This is a genomic window from Bradyrhizobium manausense, assembly GCF_018131105.1.
Lineage (GTDB): Bacteria > Pseudomonadota > Alphaproteobacteria > Rhizobiales > Xanthobacteraceae > Bradyrhizobium > Bradyrhizobium manausense_B.
Map to the genome: position 1 here is coordinate 2,939,025 of NZ_JAFCJI010000001.1, position 14,851 is coordinate 2,953,875.

19 protein-coding genes are annotated in these 14,851 nt (G+C 65.4%); 10 read left to right on the forward strand and 9 right to left on the reverse strand.

Annotated features, from left to right (window positions below; translation table 11 throughout):
• Positions 1–18: 18 nt before the first annotated feature.
• The 3 genes from hmuQ to JQ631_RS14020 form a co-directional block, all read right to left on the reverse strand.
• Positions 19–342, reverse strand: coding sequence for a heme-degrading protein HmuQ (hmuQ, locus tag JQ631_RS14010; RefSeq protein ID WP_212326958.1), 324 nt, complete (start codon positions 340–342; stop codon positions 19–21).
• An 83-nt stretch (positions 343–425) separates the two neighbouring features.
• Entirely contained in the window at positions 426–1,643 is a 1,218-nt protein-coding gene (locus JQ631_RS14015) for a DUF1501 domain-containing protein (RefSeq protein ID WP_212326960.1), read from the reverse strand.
• Positions 1,644–1,645: 2 nt separating this feature from the next.
• The gene (locus JQ631_RS14020; protein ID WP_212326962.1) at positions 1,646–3,211 is read right to left on the reverse strand and encodes a DUF1800 domain-containing protein; all 1,566 of its coding nucleotides are present in this window, start codon (positions 3,209–3,211) and stop codon (positions 1,646–1,648) included.
• A 114-nt stretch (positions 3,212–3,325) separates the two neighbouring features.
• Between JQ631_RS14020 and JQ631_RS14025 the strand changes: the two genes are divergently transcribed.
• A complete protein-coding gene (locus JQ631_RS14025; protein WP_212326964.1) occupies positions 3,326–3,526 on the forward strand; it encodes a cysteine-rich CWC family protein in 201 nt (66 codons plus the stop codon).
• 172 nt (positions 3,527–3,698) lie between these two features.
• Here JQ631_RS14025 and JQ631_RS14030 read toward each other — a convergent pair whose 3' ends face one another.
• From JQ631_RS14030 to JQ631_RS14040, 3 genes are all read right to left on the reverse strand, one after another.
• Positions 3,699–4,397 carry a glutathione S-transferase family protein gene (locus JQ631_RS14030; protein WP_212326966.1) on the reverse strand — a complete coding sequence of 233 codons (699 nt, stop codon included), beginning with the start codon at positions 4,395–4,397 and terminating at the stop codon, positions 3,699–3,701.
• A 101-nt stretch (positions 4,398–4,498) separates the two neighbouring features.
• Entirely contained in the window at positions 4,499–4,729 is a 231-nt protein-coding gene (locus tag JQ631_RS14035; protein ID WP_212326967.1) for a hypothetical protein, read from the reverse strand.
• Complete coding sequence (locus JQ631_RS14040; protein WP_212326968.1) at positions 4,726–5,505, reverse strand: TSUP family transporter; 780 nt, start codon at positions 5,503–5,505, stop codon at positions 4,726–4,728. The genes JQ631_RS14035 and JQ631_RS14040 overlap by 4 nt, the downstream gene beginning before the upstream one ends.
• A gap of 196 nt (positions 5,506–5,701) precedes the next feature.
• On the opposite strand from JQ631_RS14040, the gene JQ631_RS14045 reads away from it, so the two are divergent.
• The 4 genes from JQ631_RS14045 (at position 5,702) to uvrB (ending at position 10,281) form a co-directional block, all read left to right on the forward strand.
• Positions 5,702–6,616: a LysR substrate-binding domain-containing protein gene (locus JQ631_RS14045; RefSeq protein ID WP_212326969.1), complete on the forward strand. Its 915-nt coding sequence runs from the start codon at positions 5,702–5,704 to the stop codon at positions 6,614–6,616.
• A gap of 111 nt (positions 6,617–6,727) precedes the next feature.
• Complete coding sequence (locus tag JQ631_RS14050) at positions 6,728–6,955, forward strand: hypothetical protein (RefSeq protein WP_212326970.1); 228 nt, start codon at positions 6,728–6,730, stop codon at positions 6,953–6,955.
• A 45-nt stretch (positions 6,956–7,000) separates the two neighbouring features.
• Entirely contained in the window at positions 7,001–7,231 is a 231-nt protein-coding gene (locus JQ631_RS14055; RefSeq protein WP_212326971.1) for a hypothetical protein, read from the forward strand.
• A 92-nt stretch (positions 7,232–7,323) separates the two neighbouring features.
• Positions 7,324–10,281, forward strand: coding sequence for an excinuclease ABC subunit UvrB (gene uvrB, locus JQ631_RS14060; RefSeq protein WP_212326972.1), 2,958 nt, complete (start codon positions 7,324–7,326; stop codon positions 10,279–10,281).
• Between the two features lie 40 nt (positions 10,282–10,321).
• Here the strand turns inward: uvrB and JQ631_RS14065 are convergent, their stop codons facing one another.
• On the reverse strand, positions 10,322–10,708 hold the full coding sequence (locus JQ631_RS14065) for a hypothetical protein (protein WP_212326973.1): 387 nt from the start codon (positions 10,706–10,708) through the stop codon (positions 10,322–10,324).
• A gap of 130 nt (positions 10,709–10,838) precedes the next feature.
• Positions 10,839–11,081, reverse strand: coding sequence for a hypothetical protein (locus tag JQ631_RS14070; protein ID WP_212326975.1), 243 nt, complete (start codon positions 11,079–11,081; stop codon positions 10,839–10,841).
• 187 nt (positions 11,082–11,268) lie between these two features.
• Here JQ631_RS14070 and JQ631_RS14075 point away from each other — a divergent pair, with 187 nt between their 5' ends.
• The 5 genes from JQ631_RS14075 (at position 11,269) to JQ631_RS14095 (ending at position 14,608) form a co-directional block, all read left to right on the forward strand.
• On the forward strand, positions 11,269–11,718 hold the full coding sequence (locus JQ631_RS14075) for a nuclear transport factor 2 family protein (protein WP_212326977.1): 450 nt from the start codon (positions 11,269–11,271) through the stop codon (positions 11,716–11,718).
• 273 nt (positions 11,719–11,991) lie between these two features.
• A complete protein-coding gene (locus JQ631_RS14080; RefSeq protein ID WP_212326979.1) occupies positions 11,992–12,432 on the forward strand; it encodes a nuclear transport factor 2 family protein in 441 nt (146 codons plus the stop codon).
• 222 nt (positions 12,433–12,654) lie between these two features.
• Complete coding sequence (locus JQ631_RS14085) at positions 12,655–13,578, forward strand: hypothetical protein (RefSeq protein ID WP_212326981.1); 924 nt, start codon at positions 12,655–12,657, stop codon at positions 13,576–13,578.
• Positions 13,579–13,750: 172 nt separating this feature from the next.
• Entirely contained in the window at positions 13,751–14,179 is a 429-nt protein-coding gene (locus JQ631_RS14090) for a hypothetical protein (protein WP_212326983.1), read from the forward strand.
• A 291-nt stretch (positions 14,180–14,470) separates the two neighbouring features.
• Positions 14,471–14,608, forward strand: a complete 138-nt coding sequence (locus JQ631_RS14095) for a hypothetical protein (RefSeq protein WP_212326985.1) — start codon at positions 14,471–14,473, stop codon at positions 14,606–14,608.
• Positions 14,609–14,672: 64 nt separating this feature from the next.
• Here JQ631_RS14095 and JQ631_RS14100 read toward each other — a convergent pair whose 3' ends face one another.
• Positions 14,673–14,819 (reverse strand): hypothetical protein, encoded by a 147-nt coding sequence (locus JQ631_RS14100; RefSeq protein WP_212326987.1) that lies wholly within the window; start codon positions 14,817–14,819, stop codon positions 14,673–14,675.
• Positions 14,820–14,851 lie beyond the last annotated feature (32 nt).

Here is a 14,851-nt window from a genome sequence, read left to right on the forward strand (position 1 = left end):
TCTTGGCGGCGCGGCGCGTTACTTCGCGCCGCGTCCCACCGTCTGCATCACCTCAAAGCCTTCGAACTGGGGATGGCCGAGATACAGCGGCTTGTTGTCGCCGGCACGGGCATGCGCCGCGCGGAACGCCTCCGACTTGGTCCAGGCTTCGAACGCCGCGTGGTTCGCCCACACGGTGTGCGAGGCGTAGAGCGTGTGGTCCTCGAGCTCGGGCCCACGCAGCAGATGGAATTCGACGAAGCCCGGCACCTTGTCCAGATGCGTGTCGCGCGACGCCCAGACCTGCTCGAAGGCAGCCTCCGATCCCTTGGTGACGCGGAAGCGGTTCATGGCGATGTACATGGCTTGTCTCTCCTGATGCTCGGGCAATCATGTCGTCATTCTGCGACGCGCCGCAAGGCGCGGAGGTAGAATGACGGTGGCGGCTAAGCCACCAGCCCCTTCATCGGTCGCGCGGCGGCGCTATCGGGGAACACTGCCTGGGCCAGCACCTGGTCCGACAGGCCGAATTGGCCTTGCAGCACTCCCTTGATCACCGAACGAAGATCGGTGGTGGGCTTGAGGTCGCGGCCTTCGTAGAGGTTGGCGGGCTTCAGGCCGGGCCAGTCGGAGATGACGCGGCCGCCCTTCACCGCGCCGCCGGCGAGCAGTGCGATGGTGCCGGTGCCGTGGTCGGTGCCATCAGTGCCGTTGATGCGCGCGGTGCGGCCGAACTCGGTGGCGACGACGACGACGGTGTCGCGCCAGCGATCCCCCAAGCCGCTTTCGAATTCGAGAAGCGCGCCGTCGAGACCGCCGAGCAGAAAGGCGAGACGCCCCACGGGGCCACCTTCATTGGCATGCGTATCCCAGCCATCGAAGGCAAGCGCGGCGATGCGCGGGCCGTCATCGGCGGCCATCAGTTTGGCCGCGCCACGCGCGACCTGCCGCATCTGCGCGACCGCATTGCCCGGCTTCGGCTTCATGTCGTCGCCGCTCGCGGCCTTCTCCAGCTGAAGGCCCTGCGACAGCGCCGAGGCCAGCGCGGGATCGCGGTGACGGTAGAGATCGACCAACCGCATCGCGGTGTCATCATCAGCTTGTGGCAGAGCGACCGGCGCCCAGCCGACGGTCGGTGCAGTGCCGCGCAGCACCAGCGGCGTGGTCGGACCGACCGCAAGCCCACTCGACACCCGCTCGCCGCGCGGCAGCGCTTCGAGCGCGCGGTTGAGCCAGCCGGACTGCACGCGGCCCGGACCGGCATAGCCGCTCTCGAGCACGTCCTGCCCGTCGAAATGCGAGCGATCACGATACGGCGTCGCGACGGCATGAATCACAGCAGCATGCTGCGCGCGATACATCCGCGTAAATTCCGGCATCGACGGATGCAGCGCGAAGAAACCGTCGAGCATCAGCGCGGGATGCGCGCCATCCGCCGCGAGCGCGATCGAGCCGTGCAAGCCCGCATAATCGGGATCGCCGATCGGCGCGACGGTCGCGAGCCCGTCGAGCGCACCGCGCAGGATCACCACGACCAGGCGCGGGTCGCGCCCGTCCGCGGCGCGCGCGAATTTCGGCAAGTAGGCCCAGGCCGCGAAGGAGGCGCCACCGAGCAGGAGGCCGCGGCGCGAGGTGAGGAGCCGGTTTTCGACACAGTCGATCATCTTCATCTCCGCTGCAATTCCGGCGACATCAAGAGCAGCGCCAGCGCCTGCTGGCGCGATTCCGCGCGCTCGATGGTTTTGCGCGTTTCGACCGACGCCGCATCGGCCGCGGCGAATTCAAGAAGATCGAGCGGATCGATGTTGGGCCCGAGCCGCGCGCCCATCTGCGAGGCGATGTCGAGCCGCAGCTTCATGCCCTCGGGCGCGGCCCAGGCCGCGGCCGTATCGGGGAAACCGTTCGGTCCGGCCGGCGTCCACAGCGGCTGGCCGAGCAGGTTCAGGTTGCTGAGATAGCTACCGGGATCTTCAGGCACACGCGCGAGCAGCCGGCCGGTCGCGACCAGGAAATCGTAAGGCGAACGCATCTTGGTCAGCGGCGCCTTCCACGCTTCATCGGAATCGACCAAAGCCGTGGCAAGCGCCTTGAGATCGCCGTCGGTCTTGACGAAGACATTGCGCAGCCGCGCCACCAGCGCCGGCGGCGGATCATCGGCAACGAAGTGGCGAACAAATTTGGTGGCGATGAAATTCGCGGTCGACGGATGCCGCGCGATATCGGCGAGTGCGGCTTCACCCTGCGCGAGCCCGGTCGCCTCGTAGGTCTTGCCGAGCAGCAGCTGCGGCCCGGGCTGATGCGCATTGGCGTTGAACGCGAACGAGCCCGGCGCTCCGATCTGCCCCTTCCGGCCGGCGAACGTCCAGCCGGTGATGATGCGCGCGAGCGAGGTGACGTCGTCCTGCGTATAGCCGCCGCCGACGCCAAGCGTATGCAGCTCCATGATCTCGCGCGCGAGATTTTCGTTCAGCCCGCGCTTGCGGTTCTGGCCTGCGCGCGAGTCCGGTCCGAGCGATTGCTGATTGTCGAGGAAGAACAGCATCGCCGGATGCTGCTCGACGGCTTTCAACATGTCGGCGAAGTGGCCGAGCACATGCGGACGGATCGCCTCGCGCTCGAACGCGCCGGCCCACATCCGCGCCAGCTCGCCCTTGCTCGCGGAGATGCAGAAATGATTGGACCAGAACACGACCAGACGCTCGGTGAAGCCGCAATCGACCATCATCGCGCGCTGCAGCCGCGCCAGCGCCTCGGCGCGAAAGGTCTTTTGAATCACGTTGAGCGGCTGCGGCGATGGCTTTGCGGCAGGCGGCGCAGCGGCGTTGGGCTGCATGCTGTCGGGCTTCATCGCATTGTCGGCAGGTTTGGCTCCGGCCAGCCGACCGGCGATCTCGGTCATCATGGTGTTGAGCGAGAGATTGCGCCGCAACGGCTTGTCGGGCTTTGGCTCTGCGGACGGCTGCGGCGCCGGCGCTTCGCTCTGCGTCGCGGCCTTCGCGGCTTCGCGCGCCTGCTTGACCTGATCCTGGTAGGCGAACGCCGCCTGTCCGAGTTGCGGCGTCGATTGCAGCCCCGGCGCCTCCAGCAGCACGCCGTAGGAACGCGCCAGTTCTGCCTTCACAAAACCTCGGGGATCGGAGGCCGCATTGATGAGATCGCCGGATGCGCCGCCCCGGGCACCGAAGCCGAAGCGGTTCAGCGCGACGAGGGCGGCTTGCGAATCGCGGGCCATCGATTTGTTCTCCGCGCGTTGCCAACCGCTTCCCTGGTCCGTGCGCGGCGCCTAATATAGCCGAGGTCGAGATGAACCCGACATGAAAATGGCGTTGAAGCTTTTGCGTAAATCATGACAAATCCGAAAGAAATCACGCCCTCGCAGCCGGCCCCACGCCGGCTCGCCTGTTCCCGCTGCGGCGCCGAGTTCGGCTGCGATCTCTCTGGCAGTTGCTGGTGCGCGGAAGAGACCGCGCGCTTGCCGATGCCGGTCAAGGGCGAGGATTGCCTGTGCCGGGAGTGTCTGCGCAAGGCGGCGGCGGAAGCGCGTTAGACGCGAGAAGATCGCAACACTCCCAGTGTCGTCCTGGCGAAAGCCAGGACCCATTACCCCAACGGCATGCTTGGCGAAGACTCGTCGTTCGGTACTCCTATCGCTCATCACCGATAGATTCCGCGGTATGGGTCCTGGCTTTCGCCAGGACGACGACGGGAGAGAGCCGGGCTTACACCGCGTGCCCCGGCGACTTGCGCGCCATGCCGTCGAACGCATCGAGCAGCTTTTCGCGCCAGGCATAGACGGGATCGTCCGCCTCGAGCAGCTTGAACGGGCTCACCACGCGCGCCCATTGGAAACCACCGAACACGATGTAGTCGGCATAGTTCGGCGCGCTGCCGCCGATGAAGGGCTGCTTCTTGAGCGCCTGTCGCATCACCTCCAGCGAGGTGCGGAATGCGACGACGCCGGTGTCACGGCTTCCCATCACCTCTTCCAGAGTCTTGCCGCCAAAGCGCGCTTCGCGCGATTGGCGAAAATAGGTGGCATCGGTCTCGGCCAGATTTTTCGGGATGTCGGCGATGATCAGCGGGAAGATGCCGCCGACGATGGCGATATCGCCCCACGCGTTGAGCATGCGTGCCATGGCGCGGCCGCCCTCGCCGCCGAACAGCGACGGGCTCTCAGGAAAATTGTCTTCGAGATAATTCGCGATCGCCCAGGAATCGACCACGGGCCTGTCGTGATGCAGCAGCACCGGGACTTTCTCCGAGCCGTGCGGCGCGATCGTGCTCTTTTCGGTGAAGCGCCAGGGCAGCGATTCCACCGTCAGCCCCTTATGCGCCAGCGCCATCCGCGTGCGCCAGCAGAACGGGCTGAACGGGCGAGAGGCATCAGTGCCGACGAGTTCGAAGAGCTTGAGCGACATATTTGGGGTTCCGTCATTGCGAGCGCAGCGAAGCAATCCAGTGTGCCGCCGCGAAGGACATTCTGGATGGCTTCGCTTGCGCTCGCAATGACGATGTGGCGCTACCGCCCGTTCGTCCGCAACAGCCTCTCGCCATCTTCCGTCACTGCGATGATCAGGCCGATGCCGGGCAGCGTCTCGCGCGCGACGAAGCCGCGGTCGGCGGCATCCTCCCAGATGGTGAGGCGCGGGCACGAGGTCTTCCAGGTCGAGATCACCTCGGCATAGGCGCGCGGCTCGCGTGCGATCCATTCGACGAAATCCAGCACCAGCGGGTCGGCTTTACAGCTCATTGCAAAACTCCCTTGTCGAAGGCAGCCAGCACCGGCACGCGGAGCAGGAGCCATCCGCCATAGGCGATGTAATAGCAGCCGATGGTAGTGATCAGCTTGTTGGACCAGGCCACGAATTGCTGGTCGGTCATGGCTTCAAGAATGCGTCGCGCCAGCGAGGTGCCGAGCATCGAGGCTGCAATAGCGATACCGGCGAGCACGGGATCAAGCGAGGCGGCCTGGTCGATGATGCCGCCGAAATAGATCAGCTTGGTGAAGTGGCTGATCAGTTGGCACATCGCTTTGGTCGCCACCTTCTCGCGCCGGCCGAAATTGCCGCCGAGGAAGAAGGTATCGAGCAGCGGGCCGGAGACGCCGGTCATCAGCATCAGGCCCATGCAAATCGTGCCATAGACGCTGCCCTGCCAGAGGCGGTCAGGGTCGGGCTTGATATTGGTAGGCAGCAAGCGCGCCATGAACGGCGTGATGCCGAGCAGCAGCAGCGCCATCGGCTTGTCCGGCACGTAGCGGGTGAGCGACCAGGCCGCGAGCGCGACGGCGGCGCCGACCATGTAGTTCGCGACCGGCCGCCAGCGGATATGCGCCCGCCACAACAGAGCGCGCCAGCCGTTAGAGGCCATCTGCGTGATCGCATGCAGCACCATCGCGGTCGGCAGCGGCATCAAGGCCAGCAGCACGCCGATCAGGATCAACCCGCCCGCCATGCCGAACAGCCCCGACAGGAACGCGGTGGCGACCATCAGCAATCCAAGGGCAGCGATCATGATGGGCGTCACGACAGGGGCTCCGATCGACAGGTTAGGGACGCAGACTGCTAATTCCCCCTCGCCCCGCTTTGCGGGGGAGGCGAAAGACGACCGCCACCGGCTCGACAAATCAGCATGAATTACGCTGATGTTTGTGCCTCGCTTGCCGCGTCGGCGCAAACTGAGTTATCTTGGCCTGGCATCAGCTTTCCTGAGGGTCCTCCATTTGCGCCGGCTGCTCTTTCTCAACGGCATCAAGGCATTCGAGGCGGCGGCGCGGACCGGCAGTTTTGCTGCGGCCGGCGTCGAACTGAGCGTGTCGGCGGCCGCCGTCAGCCGCATGGTGCATCTCCTGGAAGAGCGGCTCGGCGTCGCGCTGTTCGAGCGCAAAGCCAACAGGCTGGTGCTGACCCAGGCGGGGCGCGCCTATCAGAGCGGGCTGACGCCGATCTTCGACGCGCTCGCCAGCCTCACCGCGCAGGTGACGGCGCCGTCCAGCGTGCGCGTGCTCACCATTGGCGTGGGACATACCTTTGCGATGCGCTGGCTGATCCCGCGGCTATCGGAGTTTCGCAATGAGGAGCCCGACATCGAGGTGCGCTTCACCACCGGCGGCGCGTCAGTCCCGTTCGGCGAGGATTGGAGCTGCGGTATCAAGCTCGGCACTGGCGACTGGCCGGGGCTGGTGGCCGAGCCTTTGTTCGCCGGCGACCTCACGCCGGTCTGCGTGCCCCGCCTCGCCACCAGCCTGAGGCGGCCGGCCGACCTGAAAGGCCCCAGCCTGATCCGCGTCGAGCATTCCCCCGAGGACTGGCCGATCTGGCTGAAGGCCGCGAGCCTTGGCCGCATCAATCCGCGCGGGCCGGAGTTCCAGTTCTACGGCCAGGCGCTGCAAGCCGCCGCCGACGGGCTCGGCATCGCCATGGGCATCCGGCCCTATATCGACGACGACCTCGCCGCCGGGCGACTGGTAGCGCCGTTCGACCTCTCGGTGCCCAAGGGCATGCGCTGGTACCTGGTCTATCGCAGTTTCCAGACCGAACAGCGCGACTTTGCCGCGTTCCGTCGCTGGATCATGCGGGCGGCAGCGGAACCCGCGGCCCGTCCGCGCCGTTCCGGACGCGCCGCCGGGCGGGGCTGACCTCTCGTGCATTCGGCTGAAAAAGCCCGCCTCTTGTGAACGGCTTCACATATCGAAATTCGCAAACGTGGTCCTCTAACCCTCCGAGAAGAGAGCTTTTGGGGACTACCAATGACGACCCTCTACGACGGCTTTGACATCGAATCCTTCGAGGCTGGCAAGGGACTGTGGCACGCCCGTATCCGGCGCGCCGATTTCAGCCCGGTTGCCATCGATGGCGTGCTGTTTCCGACCATGGAAGTCGGCTTCGCCTGGCCCGATCCCGACGCTGCGATCGCGGACGCCAAGCATCACATCGATCGCTTCCGCCGGCACGTCGACGACCGCGACGACGAATAGGCCGACGGCAACAAGACTGAAGGACAGCAGGGGGGACACCGGTTCATGTCAGTCACCGACTACGACGACGATCCGCGGCCGAGAATCTATTCGCGCAAGGTGCTGGCAATCTGCCCGGAATGCGACGGCGATCTCACGGTGCTCCGTGTGATCGGCGGCCGTGCCGGGTGCGAGTACTGGACCATGCGCTGCACCGATTGCGGCGGGATCCATCTCGATATCCTCGAGCCGCGCTTGACGGTCGTCGACGGCGACGGACCGCAGCCGGCGGCGTAGTCCAGAGCCTGCTGCCAACCTGCTGTCAGCAGCCTGCACGGGGACGTGCCTTCACCCTTTTCTGAGGGGCGGACTCGTCCCATATTCGCCTCATGGCGAAGAAACCTGCTCCCCCGAAATCCTCCAAATCCAAAGCTCCGAATTCGAAGGCACATCGGCCCGATGTACAGCCGATCGGGCCGGCGCTGGCCGAATTGCTCAATCCCGCGATCAACCGCGGTGATGCCGGGCTCGGATCGGGCACCGGCTTGCAGCCGCCACCGGACAATTCGCGCGACCGCCGCGCCGGTGGCGAGGCTGCCGCGCACCGGGCGCGCGCCTCGACGCCCAAAGAATTTCCACAGGACACGACCAAGCCGATGCCGCTGCGCCCCAATCCGCAGCCGGCGGGGGCACGTGCCTCGACCGAGGGTTTCGATGAGGCTCCGCAGGCCAATTACGGCACCGCGGCCACGATCCCGACGCTCGATCCGGAACTGGCCCGACAGCTCGGCCTCCCCACCGAGGAGGATGATGCCGAGGCGCTGGCGCGTCCGCCGCGCACCAAGATGGAGGCGCTCGGCGTCAAGGCGACCGCCGACGCGCTGGAATCGCTGATCCGCGAGGGCCGGCCGGAGTTCCGCAAGGACGACGGCTCCACGAAGGTGTGGACGCCGCACCGGCCGCCGCGCCCGGAAAAGTCCGAAGGCGGCGTACGCTTCGAGCTCAAGTCCCATTATGAGCCGCGCGGCGACCAGCCGACCGCGATCGCCGAACTGGTCGAAGGCATCCAGCGCAACGACCGCTCGCAGGTGCTGCTCGGCGTCACCGGCTCGGGCAAGACCTATACCATGGCGCAGGTGATCGAGAAGACGCAGCGCCCCGCCATCATCCTGGCGCCGAACAAGACGCTGGCGGCCCAGCTTTATGGCGAGTTCAAGAGCTTCTTCCCCGACAACGCGGTGGAATATTTCGTCTCGTATTACGACTACTACCAGCCGGAAGCCTATGTCCCGCGCACCGACACCTATATCGAGAAGGACTCCTCCATCAACGAGCAGATCGACCGCATGCGCCACTCGGCGACGCGTGCGCTGCTCGAACGCGACGACGTCATCATCGTCGCCTCGGTGTCCTGCATCTACGGTATCGGCTCCGTCGAGACCTACACCGCGATGACGTTTGCGTTGAAGAAGGGCGAGCGCATCGACCAGCGTCAGCTCATCGCCGATCTCGTCGCGCTCCAGTACAAGCGGACGCAAGCCGACTTCACCCGCGGCACGTTCCGTGTGCGCGGCGACGTCATCGACATCTTCCCGGCACACTATGAGGACCGCGCCTGGCGCGTGAATCTGTTCGGCGACACCATCGAGAACATCGAAGAGTTCGATCCGCTCACCGGCCACAAGCAGGACGAGCTCGAATTCATCAAGATGTACGCCAACTCGCATTACGTGACGCCGCGCCCGACGCTGGTGCAGGCGATCAAGTCGATCAAGTCGGAGCTTAAGCAACGGCTCGACCAGCTCAACAACCAGGGACGCCTGCTGGAGGCGCAGCGACTGGAGCAGCGCACCACCTTCGATCTCGAGATGATGGAAGCGACGGGAAGCTGCGCCGGCATCGAGAATTATTCGCGCTATCTCACCGGGCGCCTGCCCGGCGAACCGCCGCCGACGCTGTTCGAATACGTGCCGGACAACGCGCTGGTGTTCGCCGACGAAAGCCACGTCACCGTGCCGCAGATCGGCGGCATGTTCCGCGGCGACTTCCGCCGCAAGGCGACGCTGGCCGAATACGGCTTCCGTTTGCCGTCCTGCATGGACAACCGCCCGCTCCGCTTCGAGGAATGGGACATGATGCGGCCGCAGACGGTTGCGGTGTCGGCGACGCCAGGCGGCTGGGAGCTCAATGAAAGCGGCGGCGTGTTCGTCGAGCAGGTCATTCGTCCGACCGGACTTATTGATCCCCCGGTCAACATTCGCCCGGCCCGCACCCAGGTCGACGATCTTGTCGGCGAGGTCCGCGCCACCGCGCAGGCCGGCTATCGCTCGCTGATCACGGTGCTGACCAAGCGCATGGCGGAGGACCTCACCGAATATCTGCATGAGCAGGGCATTCGCGTCCGCTACATGCACTCCGATATCGACACCATCGAGCGCATCGAGATCATCAGGGATCTCCGTCTCGGCGCCTTCGACGCGCTGGTCGGCATCAACCTGTTGCGCGAGGGTCTCGACATTCCCGAATGCGCGCTGGTCGCCATTCTCGACGCCGACAAGGAAGGCTTCTTGCGCAGCGAGACTTCGCTGATCCAGACCATCGGCCGTGCCGCGCGCAACGTCGACGGCCAGGTGATCCTCTATGCCGACCAGATGACGGGCTCGATGGAGCGCGCCATCGCGGAGACCAACCGCCGCCGCGAAAAGCAGGTCGAGTACAACACCGCCAACGGCATCACGCCGGAGAGCGTAAAGAAGCAGATCGGCGACATCCTCAACTCCGTCTACGAGCGCGACCACGTGCTGGTCGAGGTCGGCGGTCACGACATGACCGACGACATCATTTCGATCGGCCACAATTTCGAGGCCGTTCTCGCCGATCTGGAAACGCGGATGCGCGAAGCTGCAGCCGATCTGAACTTCGAGGAAGCCGCGCGCCTCCGCGACGAAGTCAAGCGCCTGCGCGCCACCGAGCTCGCCGTCGTCGACGATCCCACGGCCAAGCAACGCGTTGTGCAAGGCAAGGCCGGCGCCTATGCCGGCAGCAAGAAGTATGGCGACGCCGCCAATCTGCCCGTCAGCGCCATGAAGAAGAAAACCGTGGGCTCCGCGCTGAAAGCGAGCGGCAGTGGCGGCGGCTCGAAGGTGCACAAGCCGCATCTCGACGAGATGCACGGGCCGGAATCCCTGCCCTACCGCGAGAAGCAGACGCTGCCGTCAAAACCGTTCGGAAGCACGAGCCGAATCATCCAGCCGACGGACTCGCGCCAGTCGGGCCCGGAGTTCGGACCGGCGCCGAAGTCGACGGGCGGGCAGCCGGGGCGACGGGGTGGGTGGAAGAAGAGGTAGGACGACCGGTGTGAGGAAGTCGAACAAAGAGCGCTTCGCCTCACCCCACACTCGCCGTCACCACCGCCATCACCGACAGCAACAGCACGATGGTCATGAGCTGGAGCGAGGCCACCGGTTGGGTGCGCCAAGCGGTGATCTTGTTGGCCAGCGACAGATGGGCTTCGAAGAACTTTGGTTCGTAGACGGTCTTGAAGACGGCGGGGGAGCTCGGGCCGAAGGTCACGGCCAGCAGCGCGTGGGCGATAGAGGCGAAGGCGACGAAGATGGCGACGCCGGGGTCGCCGACCAGGTCGTGGTTGCCGCACAATTTGAGCAGCAGCGCGGCTGCGGCGAAGGTCGGGAAGCTCTGCAGGATCGCGGTCAGCGCGAGACCTTCGATCGCATTGTACAGGCGGGACTTTCTCGCGGCGGCGATGGTGGCCATGGCACGTCTCCCTGATGACATGCACATGACGTTAGCGGGGGCGGCAGGGGCGCGATGTGAGCCGGGTCACGCCCATTCCGCATGATGGATTCCGGGATCGCGCTGTCGCGAGCCCCGGAATGACCAGGGGCTACAGCTTGCCCTGCCCGTTCACCTGGCCCTGTTGCTGCTGCTTCTGCTGCTCTTGCTGTTCCTTGGCGTGATGGCGGCCGTAGAGGCAGCCGGCGGCGGCGCCGAGCATGCCGTGATGACCGGCATAGTGGCCGGCGACGCCGCCGACGATGGCGCCCTTGATGCAGCCCTTGGCATTGGCGGCGGAGGTCGCGCCCAGCATGAGCAGCGCGGCGGCGACGGCGAGAAGCGGGGATTTCATGGATCGATGTCTCCTGCGGTGTCGACGCCTCAACGAACAAGCAGCGGGCCGGGTTCCCCGCTCGCGTGAACCGCCGTACGTTGCACCACGACCAATCGCTGAATATCCCTGTGTTTTTGCGGATTGATGGACCCGCGCCCCGCGCGATAGCGTTTGCAATCCACGGCCGACGCGGGCGGGAAGCAGCATGACTATTGCATCGCTGAACAGGCAACGCGTGCTGCATCTGCTCGACGCGTTCGCGCGCGGCGATCTCGAGGCGGCGCTGTCGTGCTGCACCGACGACGTCGACTTTCTCACCCACGCCCCGATCGACGTGCTGCCGCATATGGGCCCGCGCCACGGCAAGGCCGAGCTGCGCGAGCTCTGGCAGACGGTCTGGTCGCGCTATTCCGAGATCCGCTACAAGGCGGCGCACGTCGTCGCCGACGGCGACGATGTCGCGACCTACCTGCACACCTATTTCACCAAGCGCGACAACGGCCGCATCGTGCAGTTCGACATGGCGGTGTTCTACACCTTCCGAAACGGGCAGGTCGCGCAGATCCGCGAGATCATCGATTCCTACGATCTGGTGCAGCAGGTGCTGGAGCGGGAAATCGGGCCGCTGATCGTGGGGAAGCCCGAGGGGGAGTAAGCGTCGTCCCGGGGAAATCGGGGCTTGAACCTCCTTCATGCCGGTGGGTGGGGCCATCGGCGGAAACGGCCCCCTGGCCGGGACCGGTAAATTACGGGGTTCTATTGCAAATCTCACATTTTGCGCTCACTTGTGCATTGCAAAAACGTGAATTGCGTTTTGGCCGAAATCCCGTATTTGTTCGTATACAAATGAGTTGAGCGGCCCCGGGGCACATTGCGGTGCATGGGGTTGTTTTCCGTTTTCTGCAAACCAGCGTCAGGACTGCCCAAGATGACAGAGCATAGCCTCTGGCGTTTCTCGCGCGCGTTGCACCGCGCGATCAACGACCGGCATTTCGAGGATATCGAGACCCTGATCGACGAGGACGTCGAATGGGCGATCTACGGTCCGATCGACATGTTTCCGTTCCTGGGCGCGCGCCAGGGCAAGGCGGCCGTGCTGCAGGTCATCCGCCAACTCGCCGACAATTTCCACGTTCGCCGCTTCGACCGCGAGAGCATCATGCTGGGCGTCGATTCCGCCTCCTCGATGCTGCGCTATTCGCTGACGGCGCTGGATTCCGACAAGCCGATCTCGTTGCGCGTCGCGCAGTTCGCCCAGTTCAGGGCTGACAGGCTCATCAACATGCGTGTGCTGATCGACACCTTCGATCTGGTCGAGCAGGCACTCGGCCGCGCCATTCATCTGCCAAAGATGACCAGCGTCGGCTGAGGGGGACACCAACGGGCTCCGCAATGCGGGACCGGTCGATTGATGCTCCCGCGACGCGTTCTGGCCTCCAGCCCCGCCGGATACTGTTGTGGAGATGCTCGTCATCGGGCGCGCGTGATTTGCGCGCGGCCCGTTGGTTCGTCATTCCGGGCGAGGCGAACGCCACAATTTTGCAACGATAGCGCCGCATCCTGCGCGCGATCTGGGCTCGCGGGCAAGGCAATGGAATTCTCGACAGGTTTGGGCTGGACCAGGCTGCCGCTGGCGGCCGCGTTCATTTTCGGCGCGGTGCTTTCAGCCCAGGCGCAGATCATTCCGCCCTTCTCCCCGCCCCCCGGCGCAATCGTGCCTGATGACGACGAGGCCGAGGTCGCCGAGACGCCCCCTGACGTCAACGACACCGACGTGCTCAAAGGGATCGACGTCGACAAGCTCGACTGGAGTCAGCTCGCCATCGACGCCGGCACGCTCAACGACATCATCACCGCCAAGAAGCGCGCCAAGGCCGCCGCCAATAGCGGCATGAACTGGTCGTCCAATGCCAACGCCGACGGCTCCTCGGCCGTCACCGTGAAACAGTCGGTATCCTCGTTCTGGGACACCCGCATCGGCGCCGACATGACTGTCACGAAAGAGCCGACCACGATGTCGGAGTTGCTGGCGCAAAAGGCCGAAAACGGCGGCAACCTGCCGCAATCCTCCGGCAGCGCCTGGGCCGCCGCGACAGCGCCGGGCGCGGGCGCGATCTGGGACAAGACCGCGGTCGAAGCCCGCGTCGATCCCGGCTCCGAGCAAAGCAAGCTCGGGGCGTCGCTGACCAAATCGGTGCCGCTGTCGAGCGACTATTCGCTGACGCTCCAGAACGGCTACAGCGTCAACCAGCAGGGCACCACGGCGCTGCCCGGCGTCGGCGGCCACATCACCCGCAATTACGAGACCGACCAGTCCGCCAGGGTCACGATCACCGACACCGGCACCAGCATCACCGCCGGGCAGACCATGTCGACCAGCGACGACAAATGGCTGCGCAAGGTCGGCGCCGAACAGAAGCTGTTCGACAACGTCACCGTCTCCGGCTCGGTCGGCGAAACCTCGCAAGGCGCGATCAACAAGAGCCTGACCGCGGGTTTCAAGAAGAGCTGGTGAGCCTTCTTTAGACTTCCCTAACCATACGCCACGGCAAGGCCCCCGAATGGTCCGCCCTTGCCGCATCTCGGCCCTGTTGCGGTCAAAATCCGGCGCCCAGATGCACCGGCCTGACACACATCGTCGTGCGGGGGACACTCGCGCTGCGCTCAACGCGAACAGGGGAATAACGATGAACGCCATGCGTCCGGAAAAGACCGAAACCGCCACCGAGACCGAGACGGTCGACAACAACCTCGCCGCCGTGACGGAAGTCGAAGCCGGCATCCGCGATTTCGTCCGCAACGACATCGCCTATCTGCGCCGGCCGGCTGCGGCCACGACCACGGATTCGCCGCCGCTCGATCCGAGCGCGGAAGCCACCGTCACCAATGTCAACTCGCTGATCCAGCGCGTCGCCGGCACCTCGCTCGCCGAGATCGAGAACCTGATCTCGGAACTCGAGAGTCTGCGCGACCTGCTCCATGCCGAAGGCCAGCGGGTCCAGCGCGAGATCTCGGGCTACGCCCAGCTCAGCCAGGCCGCGATGAAGTCGACCCGCATGATCGCCGACAACGTCTCGCAGTGGAAGCGCGCTGCCGACGGCCTGCGCAACAGCTGATCGCGAATACGAGGCATCACCGGCCGCCGCGTTCCGGAAGGAACGCGGCGGTTTTGATTCAGGGTGGGTCTCGTGGCCCCGGACGCGGTGCGGCACGCAGTGACGCGCCGCAGGGCCGGGGCCCGTCGTTAGGGTGAACGCGGGAGACGACAGGTCCCGGCTCTGCGCAGCAGCGTTGCACGCTGCAGCGCGTCCGGGACACGAGAGTGTGCCTTGAACCCTCCGCCCATCGCCGGCGACCAATGCCTAGCGCCCGTGCCGCTGACGGCCGGGCCTCGGGGACAATTTAAGATGGAAAGCATTCGGCCCGATAACACGGACCCGATACCGCTGCGGCCTGCGCCGAACCAGTTCCGGACCATCATGTTGCGCTTTGTCGGGTTGCTGGCGGTTGCGATCGCGATTTTGGCGTTCGTCTATAGCCGCTGAAGGAGGGGCCGCGTCGCGGCGCCGCGCGGAGGCCAATTCGTGGCCCCGCGGAGTTAACGAGCTCTTAACGGCTCGCGTCGACCGTCGAGGCTTCCAGGGTGTAGCCGCCGTCGGCGTAGCCCTTCACCACCATGCCGGCAACCAGCATCACGGCCAGCGTCGCGGTCGCAAAGATAAATCCGACAAATTTGAGTGCGCCGCGGTCTGCCATCGTGCTCGTCCCCTGTGCTCTGCCTAGTTGGT